The organism is Microcystis viridis FACHB-1342, from assembly GCF_014698335.1.
GTDB lineage: Bacteria > Cyanobacteriota > Cyanobacteriia > Cyanobacteriales > Microcystaceae > Microcystis > Microcystis ichthyoblabe_A.
This window is the reverse complement of record NZ_JACJSV010000032.1, coordinates 34,041-53,803: the sequence shown is the minus strand read 5'-3', so window position 1 is coordinate 53,803 and position 19,763 is coordinate 34,041. Positions and strand designations below refer to the sequence as shown.

Here is a 19,763-nt window from a genome sequence, read left to right as displayed (position 1 = left end):
TTTCTTGGCGACAAAATCTAACTCTTCGCTAAAGGGTTTCTGACAATTACCGCACTTAAATTGACGACGATTAACTTGTAGGTACACTGGTTGACCTGAGAGCGGTAAATCTTTGACTAAATGTCGATGATTTTGGTGAAGTTTATCGCTCTCTAACCCACAACGAGGACAGGCTGCTTTTTTATTTTTCGATTCGATTCGGCAAACTATACCGATATTTTCTAGGTGTAGATAGCCTTGAATAGACGTTCCTTTTAGGTTCAAAAATTTGTCAAGTATCATAGGTAAAATACTCTGGTTTTTGGCTATTATATCAAATCTTAACTCGATTGTCTATCTTTTGATATTAACCTGTTTGTGCCTTAAGTCCTTCTCTGTATGGATTTCAGCTACTTTTGAGCTTAGGTACTCTCATCGAATTTTATTTTAAGTTAATTATTTGCATAACAATTCCCGAAGAGCCGAAATTCGGCTCTTCGTTACTTGGTATGGTTCGATATGGGGGCATAAATCGACTCAATCCTTATCTGGCAAGAGATTTAATTGATTAGTTCGCTCCAGATCGCAAACAATTGACAAAAATTGCGGCAATGTCTGTCTCTATAAAGGTTTCATTCCTTATAACCCCGTCCATTGCATAAGACAAACCGAAGAACCTTACTTTCTGGCTTATTTTTCTGATTTGGTCGGCAGAGAAAATCCAAAGATAAAAAGTCTGCAGCTAGTTTAAACATGAATTGAACCCTCCTTAGGAAATGGTTGTGAGAAAGGCTGAAATTAATTTACAGAAAAGAAACGGCCAACCTATGACTAACTTTTGTTACCGCTCAACTAAACTTACTCAAACTTACTTAAAAGCCTGAAAGCTTAGTCATTCGTAGTGGGTCAAGCACTACAGGATTAAACGGCAAACCCTTTATTCCCTGGTCAATGACATCAGGAATTACTTTTCTAATGATGTTAAATGCCCCATTGACATCGGCATTTAACAACTGATTTGTTTCCATTTTATAAAGTCCCCTAGCTAACCTTTTTCCCTTAAATAATGGTTTTTCTTCACCATATTTAGGTAACTCATCCCTATCTAAAGCAATGGATTGTGAGGTATAGGATTCTTCAGTTATTATAACTTTTATTCCTTTTAATTGAGCTTTGTAGGTTAACATTTCTATTAATCTATTATGGGGAATATTGACAAATTGTTGATTATTCCTTTTTCCTAGATTAAGAGATTGTTTCATCCACTCATTATGCCCAATTATTAACGTCCCTATTTGATGAATAGTACACCAATCTATTACTCTTTTACTGGCTGTGTGTAGATAATTTTCTACTCGACAGTTTCGTTTATGGGTCAGGAATAGCAATCTCTTAGATGAGGGTTGATTATTTTGGGTTTTCAGTTGAGATTGTAAGCGGGAACGTTGTTTGTTGTAGAAGGTGTTAATTGCTTTTAACGGTCTGCCATTTACCAAAAGAGGTGCTACACCTGTTTGATTTGTAGTTACAGCCATTAAGTTATTAACTCCTAAATCTATCCCAGCTATCTCTTGTTTATCTGTGGTTTCCGACCGTCTTTCATAGACTATTTCAATGACATAACAGCTACTTTTGGGGACAATTCTCACCTCAATTATTTCTCTTCGGGAAGTGGTAATTTTTAAGTCGCTCATAGACAAGTGACAAATTCCTTCTTTTAGAGGTTTTTTATAAATTGATTCCTGAGAATATATCAGCAGGTTTCTTCCTTTGGTTTTGTCCTTATACTTAATAATTTTGGGTTTTCCTAAAAATTTTTCAGGGTGTTTTTTCCAAGCTCTAAAAGCGGCAAAATAACTAACCCAAGCTTGCTCCAATCTTCTGATTATCTGCTTGCTCACTTTCGTGGGTAAAGCTAAATAATCTGAGGTTTTAGATACCAGATAATAGAGTTGATTGAAACTCAGTTTTTGGGAGTTTTCAAAGAAATATTGGCGATAATGGTAGTTAGCTAGATTGAACAAATTTTTTGACAAAAAGGCATAATGGTCGATTTCTGACCAGAAGGGATGGTTTTGACTGATAATATGACGTTCAACTAGCTTCATATCTTGATTATACCTGATAAGTAGTCGTGCAAAATAAATTTCCTAGTGAAAACAGGCAAGAGGCAATAGGCAAGAGGCAAAAGCTTTATCGAAATGTGTAATTAATTTTGCTTAGGTACTTAACGTTCTTAAAATCTATCGGTGGCAAAAGTTACTTATTTTAGTTATATAGCTACAGGAATGAGTAACTTTAAAAAGCTTTAGTTAGGTTTTTGGTTTCTGTGGTTAACCCCTAATAGGCCAGGGTGAGAGCATCTCAAACGCTATTGACAATTGACTTGTGATCCGCGTCGGCATTTCAAGTGATACCAGTCAATCATCATAGTTACGAACTCGACCCATTTGGTTGATTTTTGCTTAACAATTGAGATGGCAAATTCTACTTAAATATGCCTGAACCGGCCTCTGGGTAAGCAACTCACATAAAGTTTATTTGATCAAGGATTGTTAAGATTGGCTTACCCTCCTAATGGGCCGATTTAATTTACTAAAGCTTAATCTAATTAACAAGATATTGATTTAGTTAATACAGGTTTAATCTCGATTAAGGCAATAACATTATACCATACATTTAAAAAAATACAAGCGTAAATTGGTTTTTTTAAAATCTTTTTATAGACGAGCTTAACTTATCTTAAAATGTAGTGTACGGCTTACCTGCCATCCTTATTTGACTGACGGCTAACTGCTATATTTTCTGATGATGATATAAATAGCAACAACTATAGACGAATAGCTATGAGCTTTGGTGAAGAATTTCAATTACTGCTGCGGGCGCGCTATCCTCTCATCTATATTACCACCCTAGAAGAAGAACGTCTCGAAAAAGCGATCGCCGATATTGCCAAACAGAGCAATAACCGTGCTGTCTATGTCTGGGATTTCGTGGATGGTTATCAAGATAATCCCAATAATGAGAACTTTGCTCGGCGTAATCCCCTGCAAGCTCTTGAATTCGTCGAAAAGCTGCCGACTAACATCGCCGCCATCATGATTTTACGCGATTTCCAGCGCTTTCTCGAAGATATTTCCATCGCCAGAAAATTGCGTAATCTTGCCCGTTCCCTGAAATCTCAGCCTAAAAACCTAATTATCGTCGCTCCCGAACTGTCTATCCCCTCGGATCTCACCGAAGTAATCACCGTCGTCGATTTTCCCCTCCCCAGTGGCGAAGAAATTAAACAGGAAATTCAGCGATTAATCGCTGCCACCGGACAACCCGTCAAAGAACCACTCCTCGATGAATTAGTGCTTTCTGCCCAAGGATTATCCCTAGAGAGAATTCGTCGGGTTTTAGCTAAATGTTTAGCCAGTCACGGCAAAATTGAGCCAGAGGACGTGGAATTAATTTTGGCAGAAAAACGCCAATCGATTCGTCAAACCCAGATATTGGACTTTTATCCCGCCACAGAGCAGATTTCTGACATCGGCGGCCTAGATAATCTCAAAGATTGGCTGATTCGTCGCGGTGGTGCTTTTAGTGAACGCGCCCGCGCCTACGGTTTACCCAATCCCCGGGGTTTACTATTGGTGGGAATTCAAGGAACGGGTAAATCCCTGACAGCGAAAGCTATTTCCCATCATTGGCACTTACCCCTACTACGTCTAGACGTGGGGCGTTTATTTGGCGGATTGGTGGGAGAATCGGAATCGCGCACCCGTCAGATGATTAATCTCGCCGAAGCTTTAGCTCCCTGTGTGCTGTGGATAGACGAAATCGATAAAGCTTTTGCCGGAGCGGAGGGAAAAGGCGACGGAGGAACCACCGGACGGGTTTTCGGGACTTTTATCACTTGGTTAGCGGAGAAACAATCGCCAGTTTTTGTCGTCGCTACGGCTAATAACATCCAATCTTTGCCCCCGGAAATGTTGCGAAAAGGACGCTTCGATGAGATATTTTTTGTCGGACTACCTAGCCAAAAGTCCCGCGAGGAGATTTTTAGCGTTCATCTGGGGAAAGTCCGGCCCCATAATCTAAAAAGTTATGATATAAAGCGACTAGCCTACGAAACTCCCGATTTTTCGGGGGCAGAAATCGAACAAACCATCGTGGAAGCGATGCACATCGGGTTTAGTCAAAATCGCGACTTTAGCACCGATGATGTGCTTGAGGCCGCTAGTCAGATTATACCCCTAGCCCGCACTGCTCAAGAACAGATCCAGTTTCTACAGGATTGGGCCAAGTCCGGTAAAGCTCGTTTAGCCTCTCGCGATGATCGTTTTAATGTTAATCCTAACAGTTAATTTAGCACCAATATGAAGCGTTTATCTGGTTTATTACAATTTATGGTTGGTTTTGTCCTGGGAGTGGTCATTTTAGTCGGTGGGGCCACTGCTGTCGCCTATATACTTCTCTCTGGTATGAATTCTAATCCTCCTAAACCCGTCTTTACCGAGGAGAAAAAAGAGGAAACTAAGGAGGAAAAAGCCGCTAAACCCATCCCCACTACTCCCGTCCAAGAACAACCCCAAGCTGAGGTGAAAGAGTCTCCCACAGCTGCCCCAGCACCAAAAGCTGCCCCGAAACCCAGTCCCGAAGAAACAAAAAAAGAAACCACATCCGAGGGTTATCAAGCGCGGGTGACATGGCAAAGCGGTTTAAGTCTGCGCTCGGAACCTACCAGTGAATCCACTCGTCTCGGCGGTCTGGATTATAATACTAAAGTCAGTGTGGTGGGAACCAGCAGCGATGGGCAATGGCATCGCGTGCGTCTGTCCGATGGTCGCGAAGGTTGGATTAAAGCGGGTAATATTTCTAGAGTCCAGTAAATAGGGTTTGCGGCAAAAAGTTTTTCCTGGGGGTGGGGTGTAGGGTGTAGGGTGTGGGGTGTAGGGTTTTACCCATTTTCAGGGGGTCAATTACCTAATTTTCAGGGAAAAAGTCCCTGAATTTTCCCCCCGATTACTCCAATGGCCGGCACTTTTTAAGGGGAAAAAAGTCTAAAAGTATTATCGAACAATGTTTTTAGATTTATTCAGCAAACCCTAAATATTTAGGGTTTGCTGAATAATGGTAAAACCCTTTTAAAATAAGGCTTTTGACCTGTTAAAATCCGATGTTCATGCTGCGAAAATCGGATTGGGACTCTCAAAAACCTTGCATTATCCTTCTTTTAGTACATAAATTGGTACAAAAAGAGAGGGCAACAAGGCCTGAAACTCCCGACTCCTGACTCCTGACTCCTTAACCCCACCAACAAACTTTTTCAGCACACCCTATTTAGAAGGGATAGATTTAGAAAATCTATCCCTTTCCCTTAATTCAAGAGCGATTATCGCGATTAACTTTTCTGATTAACCAATAACTTGCCGCTAAAGCTAAGGTTCCCACGGTGAGCGCAATTAAATCATCTTTACTGTATTTGTTGGGATCGAAAATAATAATTTTTCGAGAGATGGCAATTAAAGCCGTAACTACGACTAATTCAACCTGTACGATGTGTTTTCTTAGGTAAGCAGTGATGTTTTCTAATAACTCTAATGCAATTAAAATATTGAGAAATAAACCGAAAATTTCAATTAAAGTTTTGCCAAAAAAACCGATGGGTTCCGTAGTAAATAAATCTCGGATTAGGATAACTACTAGATCATAAAGAGAAACAATAATAACAATAATTAAGGCTACGGATAAAACCTTAGAAACTAAGTTTTCAACGACATGAATCGACTTCATAAAATTTTCATCGCGCCATTGTTGACCGAAATTGATAAGTAGTTTCCGTATCTGTTTGAGCATGATCAATTAAGTAAAAAGTAAAAATTATTATTGTATTTGATTGCTAATTGTTCTATTTAGTTGACAAGTAAGCTGATCCCCCCTTAATCCCCCCTTAATAAGGGGGGGCGTTGATCCCCCCTTGATCCCCCCTTAATAAGGGGGCGTTGATCCCCCCTGCCCCCTTATTAAGGGGGGTATCTGACAATTTTTAAAATCTACCTACTTAGAAATAATTTTACTTGAAGAAGGCTTCCTTAGAAAAAAAATCTAGGTGCGATCGCTATTAAGTCAACCGCACCCCAAACTAATACAAATGCTCGCATCTAGCTGACATCATCGTGAGCGAAACGATTATAGAGGAAGTCGAGGGCATAGTTACGCAGACGATAATATTCCGGATCCTCCATAATTCTCTCCCGATCGCGGGGACGGGGGAAATGAATATTCATCACTTCGCCGATTTTCGCTTCCGGTCCATTGGTCATCATTACCAGCTTATCAGCGAGGAAAAGAGCCTCATCGATATCGTGGGTAATCATCAAGACCGTACAGCGTTTATCTTGCCAGATTTTCAGCAATTCTTCCTGTAATTCCTCTTTGGTAATCGCATCCAAAGCGCCGAAAGGTTCATCAAGAATCAACACTTCCGGACGGATAGAAAGGGCCCGGGCGATCGAAACCCGTTGTTTCATCCCCCCGGAGATTTGGGGAGGGGTTTTGTCCATAGCTTCGGTTAAACCCACCATAGCTAAATGGTCGCGCACGATCGAGCGTTTTTGTGCCTCTGGAGCATTGGGAGACACCGCATCTACCGCGAGATAGACATTTTCAAAAACGCTTAACCAAGGCAATAAAGCATAGTTTTGAAACACTACCATGCGATCGGGCCCGGGTTTAGTAATTGTCTTACCGTTAACTTTAACGATGCCATCGGTGGGAGAAGAAAAACCCGACACCATATTTAATAGGGTCGATTTACCGCAACCAGAGTGACCGATCACGCAGATAAATTCACCTTCATTGATGCTGAGATTAACATCCTTGAGGACGGTGTAGGGGCCTCTGGGAGTGGGATAAACCTTAGAAACTCCTTCAATGGTAACAAAAGCTTCTTTAGTGGGGGTCTGGGTTACTCGGTTAACGGTGTCGGTGGTGGTGTACATGATTAGTCTTTGGGGGAAATTAGATAATAGGAGCAATGGCTAGGGATAATTGGCTAGGAATTATCCCCTTAGTCGATTTTTAGGCAATTTTGCGAGATTCACTGGCACTAGGACGAGCATCAATAGCCACTTCGGCCATGGTGACGTTTTGTTTGATCTCTAAACTATTGAGATAACCGATCGGATCCTCGGCATCAAACTCGATACCATCGAATAAAAGGATCGGTGTGCGACGATATTTAATATCCCCTAGACCCAATTCCCGGGCCGCGGTACTGAAGACACCCACCCGACAGACGCGTTCGAGAATTTCTACCCAGTTACGCGGGAAAGGAATGTGGCCCCAGCGTGCCATTTGGGTCATCATCCAGAGGTGTTCGGTACGACTGGGACGATTTACCCCATCTCCATAGAACAGATGGTGTGCATATTCTTTCATCGGTCGATCGAGACTGCACGCATAGGAGTTGGGATCACCCAGTTGGATATAATCGATATTGGTACTAAGGTACTGACGACTGGCGAGGATTCGACGAATTTCTTCCTGATTCCCTTCCTCGGCACAGTAGCGACAACCTTCCAGCAGTGCTTTAACTAAAGCGACGTGGGTATTAGGGTATTTATTGGCCCAATCTTCCCGGACTCCCAGGGCCTTACCCGGGTGGCCCTGCCAGATTTCTAAGTCGGTAGCGACAGTGTAACCGATATCTTCCATAGCGGCCCGTAGGTTCCAGGGTTCACCGACACAGTAACCGTCAATACTACCGGTTTTCAGGTCGGCTACCATTTGGGCCGGGGGAATAGTTTCGAGGTGAACGTCTTTATCGGGGTCAATTCCCGCTGCCGCTAACCAGTAACGCAGGAGCAAATTGTGCATCGAGGAGGGGTGAACAATGCCAAAAATATGGCGCTGCTCCTTCGATTCCAATAGCATCTGTCTTAAGGCGTTACCGTCAATCACTCCCTCGTCATAGAAGCGTTTAGCGAGGGTGACACCGTTACCGTTACGAGTCATAGTCAGGGCGCTGACAATCGGCAAAGGTTGCTCCTGATAACCACCGACGGTTAACCAGGTGGGCATTCCTGAAGGCATTTGCGCCCCGTCGAGGAATCCCCCTGCGATCCCATCCACAACCCCTCGCCAACTGGTTTCCCGGACTAAATTCACCTCATCTAGACCATGTTTAGTAAAGAATCCCTTTTCTTTGGCCACTGCTAGGGGCGCGCAAGCGGTGAGGGGAACAAAACCGATTTCTAGATTGACTTTTTCTAAACCGTGACGGGCAATTACTTCGACTTTGCGAGCGCGTAGTTTTTTGATCCGTTTTTGTTGGTTGAGGAAATAGATAATCTCACTCCGGAGACTGTAGTAACTGGGGTGTTCCACCACTTCCATGCGTTTGCGGGGACGGGGGATATCTACTTCCAAAATACCGCCAATTTTTGAGCCGGGACCGTTGGTGAGCATGACGATGCGATCGGATAATAGCACCGCTTCATCCACATCGTGCGTCACCATTACCGAGGTCATTTCGTATTCTTCGCACAGCTGCATTAACTGTTCCTGTAGATTACCTCTAGTCAGGGCATCTAACGCCCCAAAGGGTTCATCTAAAAGTAGGACTTTCGGACGAATGGCTAGGGCGCGAGCGATCGCTACCCGTTGTTTCATCCCCCCCGATAATTCGTTGGGACGTTTATCCACTGCATGACGAAGATTGACCAGATCGATATATTTTTCGACTTCGGCTTTTCTTTCTTCTTCTGACAGTTGGGTGAGAACTTGATCGACGGCTAGAGTGATATTTTCTTTGACGGTTAACCAGGGTAAAAGGGAATAGTTTTGGAAGACTACCATGCGATCGGGCCCTGGTTTTTTAATGCTTTGACCTTGCAAAGTCACCACTCCTTCCGTGGGCAAATCTAAACCAGCGATCATGTTTAAGAGGGTTGATTTTCCGCAACCGGAGTGACCGATAAGGGAGATAAATTCCCCTTTTTTTATCTGTAAATCGATACCTTTCAAGGCCACATATTCACCGCCACCACTGAGGGGGAATACTTTATCAATGTTATCGACAGCGACAAACAAACTCATAGTTTTTTTCTCCTTAAATTGGCTCAAGTTTTAGTTATTTAGAAATGGGGAAAGTTTCCCCATTGATTCCCTATTGACGAACGATTTGAGTTTGCAACCAAGCCATAAAGCGATCGAGTAATAAACCCACACCACCGATATAAAACAGCGCAAGAATAATATCGCTGATGTAGTTATTTTGGTAGGCATCCCAGATAAAGAAACCGATACCGACGATACCCGACATAACAATTTCCGCCGCAATAATCGCTAACCAAGCTAAACCGATCGCAATTCTCAAACCAGTGAAGATGTAGGGAAGGGCCGAGGGAATTAATATCTTGAAAAAGAATTTTTTGCTGGACAATTGCAAGACTTGTTTAACGTTGATATAGTCTTGGGGAATTTGTTGGACACCGACGGTGGTATTAATCAAAATCGGCCAAACTGCGGTAATAAAGATAACGAATAAAGCAGCAGGTTGGTTTTGTTGTAAAGCGGCCAAAGATAGGGGAACCCAAGCAAGAGGAGGAACTGTTCTCAGGAATTGGAAAAGGGGATCGAGTGCCTTATTTAAGAAAGAATTTAAACCGACCATAATCCCAACGCCAATACCCACCACTGCGGCAAAAAAATAACCGATTAATACCCGTTGCAGACTGGCTAAAGTTTGCCAGAATAGTCCTTTATCAATGCCCCCACGATCAAAGAAAGGATACATTAAATAAGTACGGGTACGCTCATTGGTGATTAGGTCGGATGGGGGGGGTAATTTGATTAATCCCACCATCGAGACTAATTGCCAAACAATCAGAAAACCCAAGGTACCGATAATAGGGGGAAGAATGTCTTGGGAATGCTTTTTCCAGAATTTACCGAAGTTGAAACCACCTTTACCTGTTCTGCTGACGCTACTTGCCATTTTGCCGTTTTCCTTTGTTGAAGATAAAGTTACTTGATTGGGAAGAGAAGAAAACATTTTTGGGATTGATAGACTAGATATTTTATGCACCTAGCCTATCGAGAAAAGCTCGCTATTTTTTGATCGCCAAGCTATCGAGATAAGCTTGGGGATTGGCAGGATCAAAAGTTTTGCCATCAAAGAATTTTTCGACACCGCGGGAGGTACTGGTGGGAATATCAGCTGCGGGAACCCCTAATTCTGTGGCTGCCGCTTTCCAAAGATCCTCGCGGTTAACTTTGTCGATTAATGCTGAGGCAGTGGTTAAAGTTTCTTTCGGCAAGAAACCCCAACGAACACTTTCGGTTAAAAACCAGAGATCATGACTCTTGTAGGGATAGGAAACGCTACCGGCGGGATCTTTCCAGTAGAAAACCCCTTTATTTTTGTCGGTGATTTCCGGTTTACCGTCACCCATTTTCTGCATTCCTTTGAGGGGACCGGCGATAATTTCTTCTTTGAGGTTGAAATAAGCCGGTTTAGCGAGAATTGCCGCCGCTTCTGCCCGATTTGCCTCTTGATCGAGCCATTGCTGCGCTTCCATAATTCCTTTTAACACCGCTTTGGTGGCTTTCGGGTTTTTATCCACCCAACCGGCGCGGATAGCGAGGTATTCTTCCGGGTGATAGGGCCAGATTTCTGCGGTTAAAGCTGACATAAAACCGATCTGATCAGCCACAATTCGCGCCGGCCAAGGATCACCGGTACTAAACGCATCCATGGTTCCCGTTTTCATGTTGGCCACGGTTTGGGCTGCGGGTACGGCAATTAGGTTAATATCCGTATCGGGGTTAATCCCACCGGCGGCTAACCAGTAACGAATCCAGAAGTCTTGATTAGCTTTCGGGAAAGTATAGGCAGCTTTGAAGGGAGTTCCCGTCGTTTTCATGCCGAGGATGTAATCTTTGGCGGGTTTCAAGTCTAAACCGATATTTTTGCCCTCGTGTTTACCTGCGATCGCGATTGCGTTACCCTGGGTGTTTAACTGCGCTAACACATACATGGGGACTTTAACGTTATTTTTGGTGATTAGTCCCTCGGAAATTAGGTAAGGCATGGGCATTTGCCACTGTCCTCCGTCAATTCCGCCCGCATCTGCCCCAATTTCGACGTTATCTCTAGCGGATCCCCAGTTTGCTTGTTTGGAGACTTCCACATCGGGCATCCCGTGTTTAGCGAAAAAGCCTTTTTCCTTGGCAATAATTAAAGGTGCGGCCTCAACAATAGGAATATAACCTAATTTAATTTTGGTGGTTTCGGGGGCCTCTCCGGGAGCCACCGCAACGGGAGAAGCAACCGGGGAAGCGGGTGCGGTGCTGCTGGTTCCACCCGTACTGTCGGGAGGATTACCCACACAACCTTTCAGGACAACAGCCCCTGCCGCTGAAACTGCCGCTGTGGTTAAAAATTTCCGTCTCGAAAAATTTGACATAGAATCTCCTACCTGCTTGCTAAAGCAAATATGTGTGCTGAATTATGGGTAAAGGAATCCCTCGCTAAACTTTCCTTCTAGCCTGTGCTATAGAAATTTAGCTATGGAATATTGAATCTCGATTGAACTTACTAAATAAGTCTAGCGGAATTTGGAAAAAATAATTAATCCGAGCGAGAATTTTATGTACAAAAATTTAATTCGATTGATAAGAATTAATTAAGACCATTGATATATCTAGCTTCTAGCCACTTAAAAAGGTTTCCGTAGGGCGCTGGAGCAGGGGAGTGGGGAATTATGAATTATGAATTATGAATTATGAATTGGGGAGAGGGGAGAGGGGAGAGGGGTGATGGGGAGCAGGGAGGTGGGGAGAAACAATAAAATGAGCCAAGGGTAAGTTTTGGGAATGCGGTTCCTTGCGGCTTGGTAGAATGGACAATATGCTTTCACCCCAAAGTAATGACCAGATCTAAAAAGCCTAAATCACCGAACTCCTCTGATTCGCCTACCTCTCCTTCCTTGGCTCTGTCTTCCCTACATTTTCGTCTCCAAGCTTTAGAGGAGGAGCATCAGTGGCTCCTCAAGCAGATTGGCAGAAAACGCAACGAACTGAAGAAATTCCTCGACCAGATGCGTTCCTTAGCGACGGAGATTTTCCAGAGAGGGCAACCTCTCTATGAAAAACTTACCGACCTCGACCGCGAAATACACGCCCTTTTTGACGAAATCCTCACCGCTAGAAAATTGGGGCAGCAGACAAAAAAAAGGATTCTCGGAATTTACGAGACACTTCAGTTAACGGGGGTGATTAGCCCGAAATTTGACGATGGAGATGAAGAACTAGACGAACTTTTCGGAGACGAAGAACCAGAAGGAGCATCGGAGCAATCCGCGCAGGATTTCTTCTCTGGGGGAGACTCCTATAACCGTCACGATGATGGAACAGAGCTATCACCTGAAAGCTCGCCTAAATCTCCTGAATCTAGACAAATACGCCGCACTTTCCTGAGAATGGCCGAGATTTTTCACCCCGACAAGGTTACAGACCCCGAAACTCGGATGCGTCACAACGAGATTATGAAGGAAGTCAACCGTGCCTATAAAGAGGGAGATATTGCCAGACTGCTGGAAATCGAACGACAGCATCAAATGGGGGACTCTTTCGCGGTTGAAGGCTCATCGGAAAGCGACCTCCAACGACAGTGCGAGAGGGTTGAAACCAATAACGAACTACTTAAAAAGCAATACGAGAACCTGAAAAGAGAACTGCGCTCGGTGCGAAATACCCCGGAAGGCGAGATGGTGAGGGCCAGCCGCGCTTGTGAGAAGGATGGCATCGACCCGATTGAGCAAATGCTAGAGGAGATGAAATTACAAGTTCAATCCACCGAAAAAATCTATAATTTTGTCCGTGACTTCCGCGATAAAAAAATAACGGTTAAAGAGTTTCTGCGCGGACCGGTCAGGATGGGCAGAAGCCCGGAAGAGATGGAAGACATTCTTGATCAACTTCTGCAGCAACTTCGCGGAATCAGCCGTTGAAGAGAGAAAGCCAGTATTTAGGGTATGCGGCAAAAAGTTTTTCCCGGTGGCCGAGTGTGGGGTTTTACCTAATTTTCAGGGAAAAAGTCCCTGAATTTTCCCCCCAATCACTCCAATGGTCGGCACTTTTTGAGGGAAAAAAAGTCTAAAAACCTTATCCAACAAGGTTTTTAGATTTATTCAGCAAACCCTATATATTCTCGAATTAGTTAGGCGATTAGCTTTAACGCCAATTCTCCCACGATAATCCTTGAATACGAGCAAATTCTTGGGGATTGGCCGTAATTAATTTAAGATTATGAGTAATCGCCGTTGCACCGATTAACAGATCGTAAGCACCAATGGGAGTGCCGGATTGTTTGAGAGCTGCTCTAATTTGAGCGGCGCAAATCGCTTCTTGATTGCCAAAGGCAAGAATTGAGATAGAAGCAAGAAATTTGTCAAGAATGGGTCTTATTTTCTTTGCCTTCGCTGGATTAAGAAGTAGTCCATATTCGATTTCCATTAAAGTTATCGCAGAAACGGCAATTTCCCTAGGAGAGTGATTTTTGATCTGCACTAGAGTGTTGCTATCACCTTTGACAAAATCACTAATCGTACAAGTATCGAGCAAAACCAGCACTAAATCACCTCATCTTCTCTAGGTGGGGAAAGTTCCTCTCTATAAGCTTCAAAAACAATAGCATCACTTATACCTTGAAAATTAAGGATAGTTGACGACCATTGCGACTGTTCTTTTGTGGTAATTAAAAGCTGTATTGCTTCTCGAATCAAAGCATTCTGGGATTTGCCTGTAGAGTGAGATAAAGCCTGTAGTTGCTGACTTAATTCATCTTCCAGATAAAGATTGAGGTTCATAACTTAAATTAAGCAAGTATCAATTAACTTTATTATAACAGGATAACTTCTTTCTTTTCTGGGCTGAGATATTTATCAGCGTTTACTATTCTAATAGCAACCTGACCAGCTTTTTGAGCAACTTTACTACCCATAATATCACACCACCTTCCCAACTGATAACCGATAACTCTTGAGTAACGCACAGAAAACGGGTTTCTCGGAGAAACCCGTTTCTGCTCATGCAAACGACAAAAAGGCGAATAAATAATCAGGATTAAGCTTTTGTTACTCCCGATCAACCTTTTTTAAACCACGCCTTAAGTCTCACTAATTTCCTGTCGTGGGTCATCCTTGGGTGGATGGAGTTGGCCGGCTATCCATTGCCGTCGGGCATTCTGGATAAAGGGTTGAATATGGTCAATCGAAAGAGGGGCGGAACTGAGGAGTTCGGGATAGTGACAGTATTCACACCGGAACCTAGCGCGTTGTCGAACAATATGGTAGAGCGATTTAGGAATGACCATTTACTCTGGCGGCAATGACAGCGTTGATGTAGCTGAAAATTTGGTCGAGTTCGCCAATCGCTTCTAGCTCAAGGACTTCCTCCGGGGTGAGATCATCAGCTTTTTTTTTGTCAAGAAGCGTCTGCATCCGATCGCCCAGTTCATCTGTAAATTTGAATAGGGTGAGATTATTAATCTGTTGCACCCGCAATCCTTTGGGAATCAGGCTAGAGGGTTTGACAAGAGCGCTCATGGTTGTAGCTGGCTTTTTGAGCAACTTTACTGCCCATAATATAACACCACCTTCCCAACTGATAACCGATAATTCTTTCATTGCCTTAATAAAATTTAACATTAACGCCATTTTCTCAAAAAAATCGACCCGCCTAAGAGCGGGAAAGAAAAGAAAAAAGAAAAAATAGAGAATGAGGGTAAAAAGGGAAAAAAAGAGAAAAAGGGTTAGAGAGTTCTCCCGAATACGCAGACTACCCGAAAACCGCAGAGGTCGAAGTCGCCGCAGCGGTAGCTGAATCTTGGTTAATTGTCCAACGGTCTTTTTTAATGGCATTTCCCACAAGATTATGGCAGTAATCCGCCAGCTGCCATGGCTACAATTCCCCCCTAAATGCCTTTTGTAAAAGGGAATTAAAGAGATTGTCATGATATTGCAGATTTAGATCCATTTTTTGTCGTTGAGACTGTAAGTTCAGTACAATATTTTGGAAGTATATTTGTTTTTCCAGAGGTGGCATGGGGATCAAAAAATTTTTGACCATGCTAAGATTAAGATTCGGCTGATTTCCTCCACGTCCAAGTTCTCTAAGTCTTTCGTATGAAAGCCTTAACAATGTCCATAAATAAAATGGCGCATATTTTTCGCTTGGCATAATTGCTGCACAAGCTTGATTAGTCGCACAAGGTAATCCCAAGAGTGCTGTTCTTCCTCTAGTTGCGCCCTGCCCATACATAGCTATCAAAATAGTATTTTTGGGGAAAATGGATACTTGTGATGCTCCTTTTTTGGTTAAAAACTCCTCAGTTTCTTTAATTATCAATTCTCTTACTTCAGTCGTTTTTACCCATCTAATATCTCCGCCATAGTTTTCTTCATCTTCACGACTTGGAGTCTTGCCAGTTTTTACATCTGTTATCTTTCCAATTTCACATATCTCCCACCCTTTCGGATTAGTAACAGGATCACCGAACATCTCTAGGAAAGTTGATCGCAATAACTCCTCAGTCAACCGAATCGCCTCCTTGCGCTTGCGTCGCACCCCATCCGCTTTATCTAAAATTGCCGCAATTCTTCGCTGTTCTTCGAGGGGTGGGAGGGGGAAAAAAGTTCTTTTCAGAAAGCGGAAATGTCTGCTATAGCCGACATCAGGGAGATTCAGCGTATTCAGAAAATAATACGCAAATTTAGGGTCAATATTATTAGCCTCGCTCAATACCTTGACACCATCAGCCCCTAAAGCGAATGGTTTGGTGATAAATTTGAATATTTTTGTATGGTCGCCAAACAGCACACATGGAAGTCTTATATCGCATACAGCTTGGTATTCGTTAGTATAACCACCAATCAAGTCTTGCCCCTGATCTATTATGGGAATATCTCCCCTTTCTAAATAATCTCCTTTTGGAATTTTGGTTTGTCCCCCTGTCATATCTTTAAAAGCTTTAGTAAATGGAATTACATCCCAGTGTTTTGGAAAGCGCTTGTACTCTCCAGATAATAAATCTCTATTCATCCCAACATCTCCTTATAACGCGCGTAAAACCAGATCAATCTTATTTTCAAACATAAATCAAATATCCTTTCGGTTGACTAAAACGGTGGGTTACGACGGATTGTTAGATTGACTTTAACGCCTAGATTGTTGCCGTCTAACCCACCCTACTATGAACTCTTCTTCCCCCTTTTTAAGGGGGGTTGGGGGGGATCGAACCTAAAATCTATTTTTAATTTAATTATAACCAGCTACTTAGGGTCGCAGATACTAGAAAAAAATCAAGCCACTACAGTGGCACCCCTGAGATAATCTTCTAGTTGGCGACCATTATCGTGACTGAGATTGCCTAGAGGTAAAGTTTCGACGCTAAAAGCTCTCACCTCGCTAACTTCTAATGTATCTTTGATCTGAAAATTCCCCGCAGCTGTAACTTCAATTAACACTGAAATGGAGTGAATGCGCGGATCACGCTCAAAAGAGGAATAAACCCCGACTAAACGCCCTAAACTGACTAAATTTAATCCTGTTTCCTCTTTTAATTCCCTTTGAGCAGTATTAAAAATATCTTCCCCCCAATCGATCATTCCCCCCGGTAGGGCCCATTTGCCGGTGTCTCTGCGTCGGATTAAAACAATTGTACCATCAGCAAGCAGCGGAATTATTGTCACCCCAGTTACAGGATGACGAAAGATAATTCCCATCACACTTTTAATAAAATGCCAAACACGACCCATAGGAATTAGGAGATAGGAAGATAGGAAGATAGGAAGATAGGGAGATAGGGAAATTTTAACTAATATCCCAAAACCCCAAAACCCCAAAACCCCTAACAATATCAATCATGATCGAGAATGGCTTTAGCTTGAATTAAAGCCGATCGCACTTGTTCAAAACCTGTGCCACCATAGCTATTACGGGCCGCTACCACCTGACGAGGAGCGATCGCGTCGTAGATATCGGCCTCAAAAGCCGGATGTAATTCTTGCCATTCCGTCAGGGTTAAATCTTTCAATAACTTACCCGCTGCCAAACTGCTTTTAACGACTTTCCCGACTAAATTATAAGCTTCTCGGAAGGGAATCCCCTTACTGGCTAAATAATCCGCCACATCCGTCGCATTAGAAAAATCTTCCGCCACCGCGTTAGCTAATCGGTCGGTTTTAAATTGAATCCCGGTGGCTAAAAGTACCGTCATCGCTTGCAAACAAATCCGCACGGTTTTAACGCCATCAAATAACGCCTCCTTGTCCTCCTGCAAGTCTTTGTTATATGCCAGGGGTAAACCCTTCATTAAGGTCAATAACGCTTGTAAATGCCCAAAAACCCGCCCTGTTTTGCCGCGCACCAATTCGGGAACGTCGGGGTTTTTTTTCTGGGGCATAATGCTAGATCCCGTGGCACAACTATCGGTGAGAGTGATAAAACTAAATTCTTGGGAAGACCAGAGAATCATTTCTTCGCTCAAACGGCTCAGGTGGACCATAATCAGACTAGCGGCCGTCATAAATTCAATAGCAAAATCTCGATCGCTGACTCCATCGAGACTATTGTTATACACCTGCTCAAAATCGAGTAAATTGGCACTGTAATGACGATCAATCGGAAAAGTCGTCCCCGCTAAAGCGCCACATCCTAGGGGCGAAATATTAGTCCTGGCGCGAATTTGCCCTAATCTTTGGTGATCCCGTTCGGCCATTTGAAAATAAGCGAGGAGATGATGGGCTAAACTAATCGGTTGAGCGCGCTGCAGGTGGGTGTAACCGGGGATCAGGGTTTCCAGATGGTTTTCAGCGTGATTGACTAAAGCTTGCTGAAAATTGCGAATTTCTTGCCTAATATCATCAATTTGTTGTCTAAGATACAGACGTATATCCGTTCCTACCTGATCGTTCCGCGAACGGGCCGTGTGCAGTTTTTTGCCCACATCTCCCACAATCTCGGTTAAACGACGTTCCACGGCAAAATGCACGTCCTCTTGATCGATGCCGGGGTTAAAATTGCCGGTGCGGTATTCTTGACGAATTTGTTCCAATCCAGAGACGAGACTATCAGCTTCTTCGGGGCTGATAATACCCGTATAGGCGAGCATTTTAGCGTGAGCGATCGATCCGGTGAGATCATACTCGATTAATTCGATATCAAAGCCAATACTGGCGTTAAATTCTACGATCGTAGGATGGAGACTACCTTCAAAGCGATCGCTCCAAGTTTTCTTTGCTGTCACTGTTTTCGTTAGATGATTGTGGATAAAGTTAACCAAAATATGCTGGACAATTTTGGGGAATAATCCGGTGCTGATAGCATTACCGCTTCAGGTTAGAAAAATCTCCAACCCTACAAACATAAGAATAGCAAGAATTGCTCGCTCTGGCTGAATGCCCATAGGCGAAAAGCTAATAAGAAGTAAAACCTCGAAACATATAACCGGCAATGAAACCGATTAATAGGGCCCATGCTTGCCCAGTTTTGACGAAATTTGAGAAGGATTTCTGAACATTGCCGATGATATCCACGTCTTGCTCGGAAATAGTCATCAAGACATTGGTAAGGGGCGAAAAGTCGATCGAGACGGATAGATGATGGAAGATGTCGATCACGATGGCATTCCTCAAAGACGAAAATCTACAGAATAAGTTAACATGAAAACGACTAAATCAAAACCGCTTTTGTCTCCCTGGTGGTGAGTTGGAAAGGAGGTCACTTTCAAGATGATTGAGATTGCTGGTAATAGGATAATAGTAAATTGCCCGCTTTTGCTAAATCTTGCCCAAAGGCGATAATTCCTTCTTCGTGACCACTCATCACTAAAATTTGTTGCTCCTCTAGACGCTCTTCTTGACATAAACGGATAATTTCTGCGGCCATTTCTGGGGTTCCATAGGCGATATTTTCTTGAGTGGTCGGCACTCGATACATTAAATTTTGCCACAGGGGGCGATGGTGAATATGAATCACCCCATTAATCTGGGGATTCGCTTCATAAATCGCTGCATGGGTGAGAGTTTCTGAAGAAGCGGCGATTGTCCCCCAACAAGTGACACGATTTTCTTGCCAATCGTAGTCTATAACCGTGGTGTAATGGGATTCATTTAATACTGGGATTCCCCCGGTGTTAGTGCCAGAAATAATGATTTCTTTGTCTATTTTTCCTCGTTGACTCACATTCCCAAAACCGATTCCGTTATCGTATTGACCGATTAATCCCAGTCGATAGAGGCGATTGCGCCAATAATTTAATTCTGCAATCTCTGAGCTTATTAAGGGACGGTCAGGAATCCAAGTACAATTGTATTTAACGTAGCCTTCGTCAATCATAGATTTTTCTGAAAATATTCGGGATAACTTTGACAAACTTTCTGCACAAAGTCCTGGAGAGGATAGGAAATATTGGCGATATAATTATCTTTAATTGCTTGAGAAAATAGGGGTAAAACTTCCGTATCTAAGGCGGGGTTAAATAAGTTGATAGGTAGAATTAAATCGGAACATTCCCGCACATCAATGGTCTCAAAATTATCGGCTATAATTAACCAGAGAGGACGCACCCAAAGAGCCGAACGACTTTCGATCACCTGAATTACTTCTCCGTATAAAGTTCGATTTTTGCAGAATAAACTAACAATTTGATGGGGAGTGAATGTGTTCATAGACAATTCTAGTTTTCCTTGATAAGCTAAGACGCATTTTAACCGCTTATTCTTAGATTA

The 19,763-nt window shown here is 43.1% G+C and carries 20 protein-coding genes; 3 read left to right on the top strand and 17 right to left on the bottom strand.

What is annotated here, in order from left to right:
• Window positions 1–282 (bottom strand): transposase family protein (locus tag H6G40_RS12210; RefSeq protein WP_190537737.1); only part of this gene is annotated, 282 nt, incomplete at its 3' end.
• 569 nt (window positions 283–851) lie between these two features.
• On the bottom strand, window positions 852–2,087 hold the full coding sequence (locus H6G40_RS12205; protein ID WP_002737665.1) for an RNA-guided endonuclease InsQ/TnpB family protein: 1,236 nt from the start codon (window positions 2,085–2,087) through the stop codon (window positions 852–854).
• 738 nt (window positions 2,088–2,825) lie between these two features.
• Here H6G40_RS12205 and H6G40_RS12200 point away from each other — a divergent pair.
• A complete protein-coding gene (locus tag H6G40_RS12200) occupies window positions 2,826–4,331 on the top strand; it encodes an AAA family ATPase (RefSeq protein ID WP_002738147.1) in 1,506 nt (501 codons plus the stop codon).
• 12 nt (window positions 4,332–4,343) lie between these two features.
• Window positions 4,344–4,856 carry an SH3 domain-containing protein gene (locus tag H6G40_RS12195; protein WP_002737354.1) on the top strand — a complete coding sequence of 171 codons (513 nt, stop codon included), beginning with the start codon at window positions 4,344–4,346 and terminating at the stop codon, window positions 4,854–4,856.
• A gap of 493 nt (window positions 4,857–5,349) precedes the next feature.
• Here H6G40_RS12195 and H6G40_RS12190 read toward each other — a convergent pair whose 3' ends face one another.
• From H6G40_RS12190 to H6G40_RS12170, 5 genes are all read right to left on the bottom strand, one after another.
• Window positions 5,350–5,823 carry a phosphate-starvation-inducible PsiE family protein gene (locus H6G40_RS12190; protein WP_002736649.1) on the bottom strand — a complete coding sequence of 158 codons (474 nt, stop codon included), beginning with the start codon at window positions 5,821–5,823 and terminating at the stop codon, window positions 5,350–5,352.
• Window positions 5,824–6,128: 305 nt separating this feature from the next.
• The gene (locus H6G40_RS12185; protein WP_002737031.1) at window positions 6,129–6,968 is read right to left on the bottom strand and encodes a nitrate ABC transporter ATP-binding protein; all 840 of its coding nucleotides are present in this window, start codon (window positions 6,966–6,968) and stop codon (window positions 6,129–6,131) included.
• A gap of 79 nt (window positions 6,969–7,047) precedes the next feature.
• Window positions 7,048–9,066, bottom strand: a complete 2,019-nt coding sequence (locus H6G40_RS12180; protein ID WP_069474348.1) for an ABC transporter ATP-binding/substrate-binding protein — start codon at window positions 9,064–9,066, stop codon at window positions 7,048–7,050.
• A gap of 70 nt (window positions 9,067–9,136) precedes the next feature.
• On the bottom strand, window positions 9,137–9,967 hold the full coding sequence (gene ntrB / locus H6G40_RS12175; RefSeq protein WP_069474383.1) for a nitrate ABC transporter permease: 831 nt from the start codon (window positions 9,965–9,967) through the stop codon (window positions 9,137–9,139).
• A 112-nt stretch (window positions 9,968–10,079) separates the two neighbouring features.
• Window positions 10,080–11,438, bottom strand: coding sequence for a CmpA/NrtA family ABC transporter substrate-binding protein (locus H6G40_RS12170; protein WP_190537736.1), 1,359 nt, complete (start codon window positions 11,436–11,438; stop codon window positions 10,080–10,082).
• Between the two features lie 462 nt (window positions 11,439–11,900).
• Between H6G40_RS12170 and H6G40_RS12165 the strand changes: the two genes are divergently transcribed.
• The gene (locus H6G40_RS12165; RefSeq protein ID WP_190537734.1) at window positions 11,901–12,983 is read left to right on the top strand and encodes a molecular chaperone DnaJ; all 1,083 of its coding nucleotides are present in this window, start codon (window positions 11,901–11,903) and stop codon (window positions 12,981–12,983) included.
• Window positions 12,984–13,206: 223 nt separating this feature from the next.
• Here H6G40_RS12165 and H6G40_RS12160 read toward each other — a convergent pair whose 3' ends face one another.
• The 10 genes from H6G40_RS12160 to H6G40_RS12115 all read right to left on the bottom strand — a co-directional run bounded on the left by H6G40_RS12160 (window position 13,207) and on the right by H6G40_RS12115 (window position 19,703).
• Entirely contained in the window at window positions 13,207–13,605 is a 399-nt protein-coding gene (locus H6G40_RS12160) for a type II toxin-antitoxin system VapC family toxin (RefSeq protein ID WP_002737815.1), read from the bottom strand.
• The gene (locus tag H6G40_RS12155; protein WP_002736406.1) at window positions 13,605–13,841 is read right to left on the bottom strand and encodes a ribbon-helix-helix domain-containing protein; all 237 of its coding nucleotides are present in this window, start codon (window positions 13,839–13,841) and stop codon (window positions 13,605–13,607) included. The genes H6G40_RS12160 and H6G40_RS12155 overlap by 1 nt, the downstream gene beginning before the upstream one ends.
• A gap of 299 nt (window positions 13,842–14,140) precedes the next feature.
• Entirely contained in the window at window positions 14,141–14,347 is a 207-nt protein-coding gene (locus H6G40_RS12150; protein ID WP_081330836.1) for an HNH endonuclease, read from the bottom strand.
• Complete coding sequence (locus H6G40_RS23285) at window positions 14,334–14,894, bottom strand: hypothetical protein (RefSeq protein ID WP_242028749.1); 561 nt, start codon at window positions 14,892–14,894, stop codon at window positions 14,334–14,336. Before H6G40_RS23285 ends, H6G40_RS12150 begins: the two co-directional genes overlap by 14 nt.
• Before the next feature lie 40 nt (window positions 14,895–14,934).
• Complete coding sequence (locus H6G40_RS12140; protein WP_069474350.1) at window positions 14,935–16,074, bottom strand: restriction endonuclease subunit S; 1,140 nt, start codon at window positions 16,072–16,074, stop codon at window positions 14,935–14,937.
• Window positions 16,075–16,334: 260 nt separating this feature from the next.
• On the bottom strand, window positions 16,335–16,790 hold the full coding sequence (locus H6G40_RS12135; RefSeq protein ID WP_069474351.1) for an NUDIX hydrolase: 456 nt from the start codon (window positions 16,788–16,790) through the stop codon (window positions 16,335–16,337).
• A 101-nt stretch (window positions 16,791–16,891) separates the two neighbouring features.
• A complete protein-coding gene (gene argH, locus H6G40_RS12130; protein WP_002735516.1) occupies window positions 16,892–18,280 on the bottom strand; it encodes an argininosuccinate lyase in 1,389 nt (462 codons plus the stop codon).
• 169 nt (window positions 18,281–18,449) lie between these two features.
• Window positions 18,450–18,653, bottom strand: coding sequence for a hypothetical protein (locus H6G40_RS12125; protein WP_002735090.1), 204 nt, complete (start codon window positions 18,651–18,653; stop codon window positions 18,450–18,452).
• 106 nt (window positions 18,654–18,759) lie between these two features.
• Complete coding sequence (locus H6G40_RS12120) at window positions 18,760–19,371, bottom strand: class II aldolase/adducin family protein (RefSeq protein ID WP_002737248.1); 612 nt, start codon at window positions 19,369–19,371, stop codon at window positions 18,760–18,762.
• Window positions 19,368–19,703 (bottom strand): hypothetical protein, encoded by a 336-nt coding sequence (locus H6G40_RS12115; protein ID WP_002773358.1) that lies wholly within the window; start codon window positions 19,701–19,703, stop codon window positions 19,368–19,370. The genes H6G40_RS12120 and H6G40_RS12115 overlap by 4 nt, the downstream gene beginning before the upstream one ends.
• Between the last annotated feature and the right edge of the window lie 60 nt (window positions 19,704–19,763).

Excerpts from the sequence above, each read along its gene's own strand:
- H6G40_RS12205 (WP_002737665.1), bottom strand. The coding sequence starts at position 2,087 with ATGAAGCTAGTTGAACGTCATATTATCAGTCAAAACCATCCCTTCTGG.
- H6G40_RS12200 (WP_002738147.1), top strand. The coding sequence starts at position 2,826 with ATGAGCTTTGGTGAAGAATTTCAATTACTGCTGCGGGCGCGCTATCCT.
- H6G40_RS12195 (WP_002737354.1), top strand. The coding sequence starts at position 4,344 with ATGAAGCGTTTATCTGGTTTATTACAATTTATGGTTGGTTTTGTCCTG.
- H6G40_RS12190 (WP_002736649.1), bottom strand. The coding sequence starts at position 5,823 with ATGCTCAAACAGATACGGAAACTACTTATCAATTTCGGTCAACAATGG.
- H6G40_RS12185 (WP_002737031.1), bottom strand. The coding sequence starts at position 6,968 with ATGTACACCACCACCGACACCGTTAACCGAGTAACCCAGACCCCCACT.
- H6G40_RS12180 (WP_069474348.1), bottom strand. The coding sequence starts at position 9,066 with ATGAGTTTGTTTGTCGCTGTCGATAACATTGATAAAGTATTCCCCCTC.
- ntrB (WP_069474383.1), bottom strand. The coding sequence starts at position 9,967 with ATGGCAAGTAGCGTCAGCAGAACAGGTAAAGGTGGTTTCAACTTCGGT.
- H6G40_RS12170 (WP_190537736.1), bottom strand. The coding sequence starts at position 11,438 with ATGTCAAATTTTTCGAGACGGAAATTTTTAACCACAGCGGCAGTTTCA.
- H6G40_RS12165 (WP_190537734.1), top strand. The coding sequence starts at position 11,901 with ATGACCAGATCTAAAAAGCCTAAATCACCGAACTCCTCTGATTCGCCT.
- H6G40_RS12155 (WP_002736406.1), bottom strand. The coding sequence starts at position 13,841 with ATGAACCTCAATCTTTATCTGGAAGATGAATTAAGTCAGCAACTACAG.
- H6G40_RS12150 (WP_081330836.1), bottom strand. The coding sequence starts at position 14,347 with ATGGTCATTCCTAAATCGCTCTACCATATTGTTCGACAACGCGCTAGG.
- H6G40_RS23285 (WP_242028749.1), bottom strand. The coding sequence starts at position 14,894 with ATGCCATTAAAAAAGACCGTTGGACAATTAACCAAGATTCAGCTACCG.
- H6G40_RS12140 (WP_069474350.1), bottom strand. The coding sequence starts at position 16,074 with ATGAATAGAGATTTATTATCTGGAGAGTACAAGCGCTTTCCAAAACAC.
- H6G40_RS12135 (WP_069474351.1), bottom strand. The coding sequence starts at position 16,790 with ATGGGTCGTGTTTGGCATTTTATTAAAAGTGTGATGGGAATTATCTTT.
- H6G40_RS12120 (WP_002737248.1), bottom strand. The coding sequence starts at position 19,371 with ATGATTGACGAAGGCTACGTTAAATACAATTGTACTTGGATTCCTGAC.
- H6G40_RS12115 (WP_002773358.1), bottom strand. The coding sequence starts at position 19,703 with ATGAACACATTCACTCCCCATCAAATTGTTAGTTTATTCTGCAAAAAT.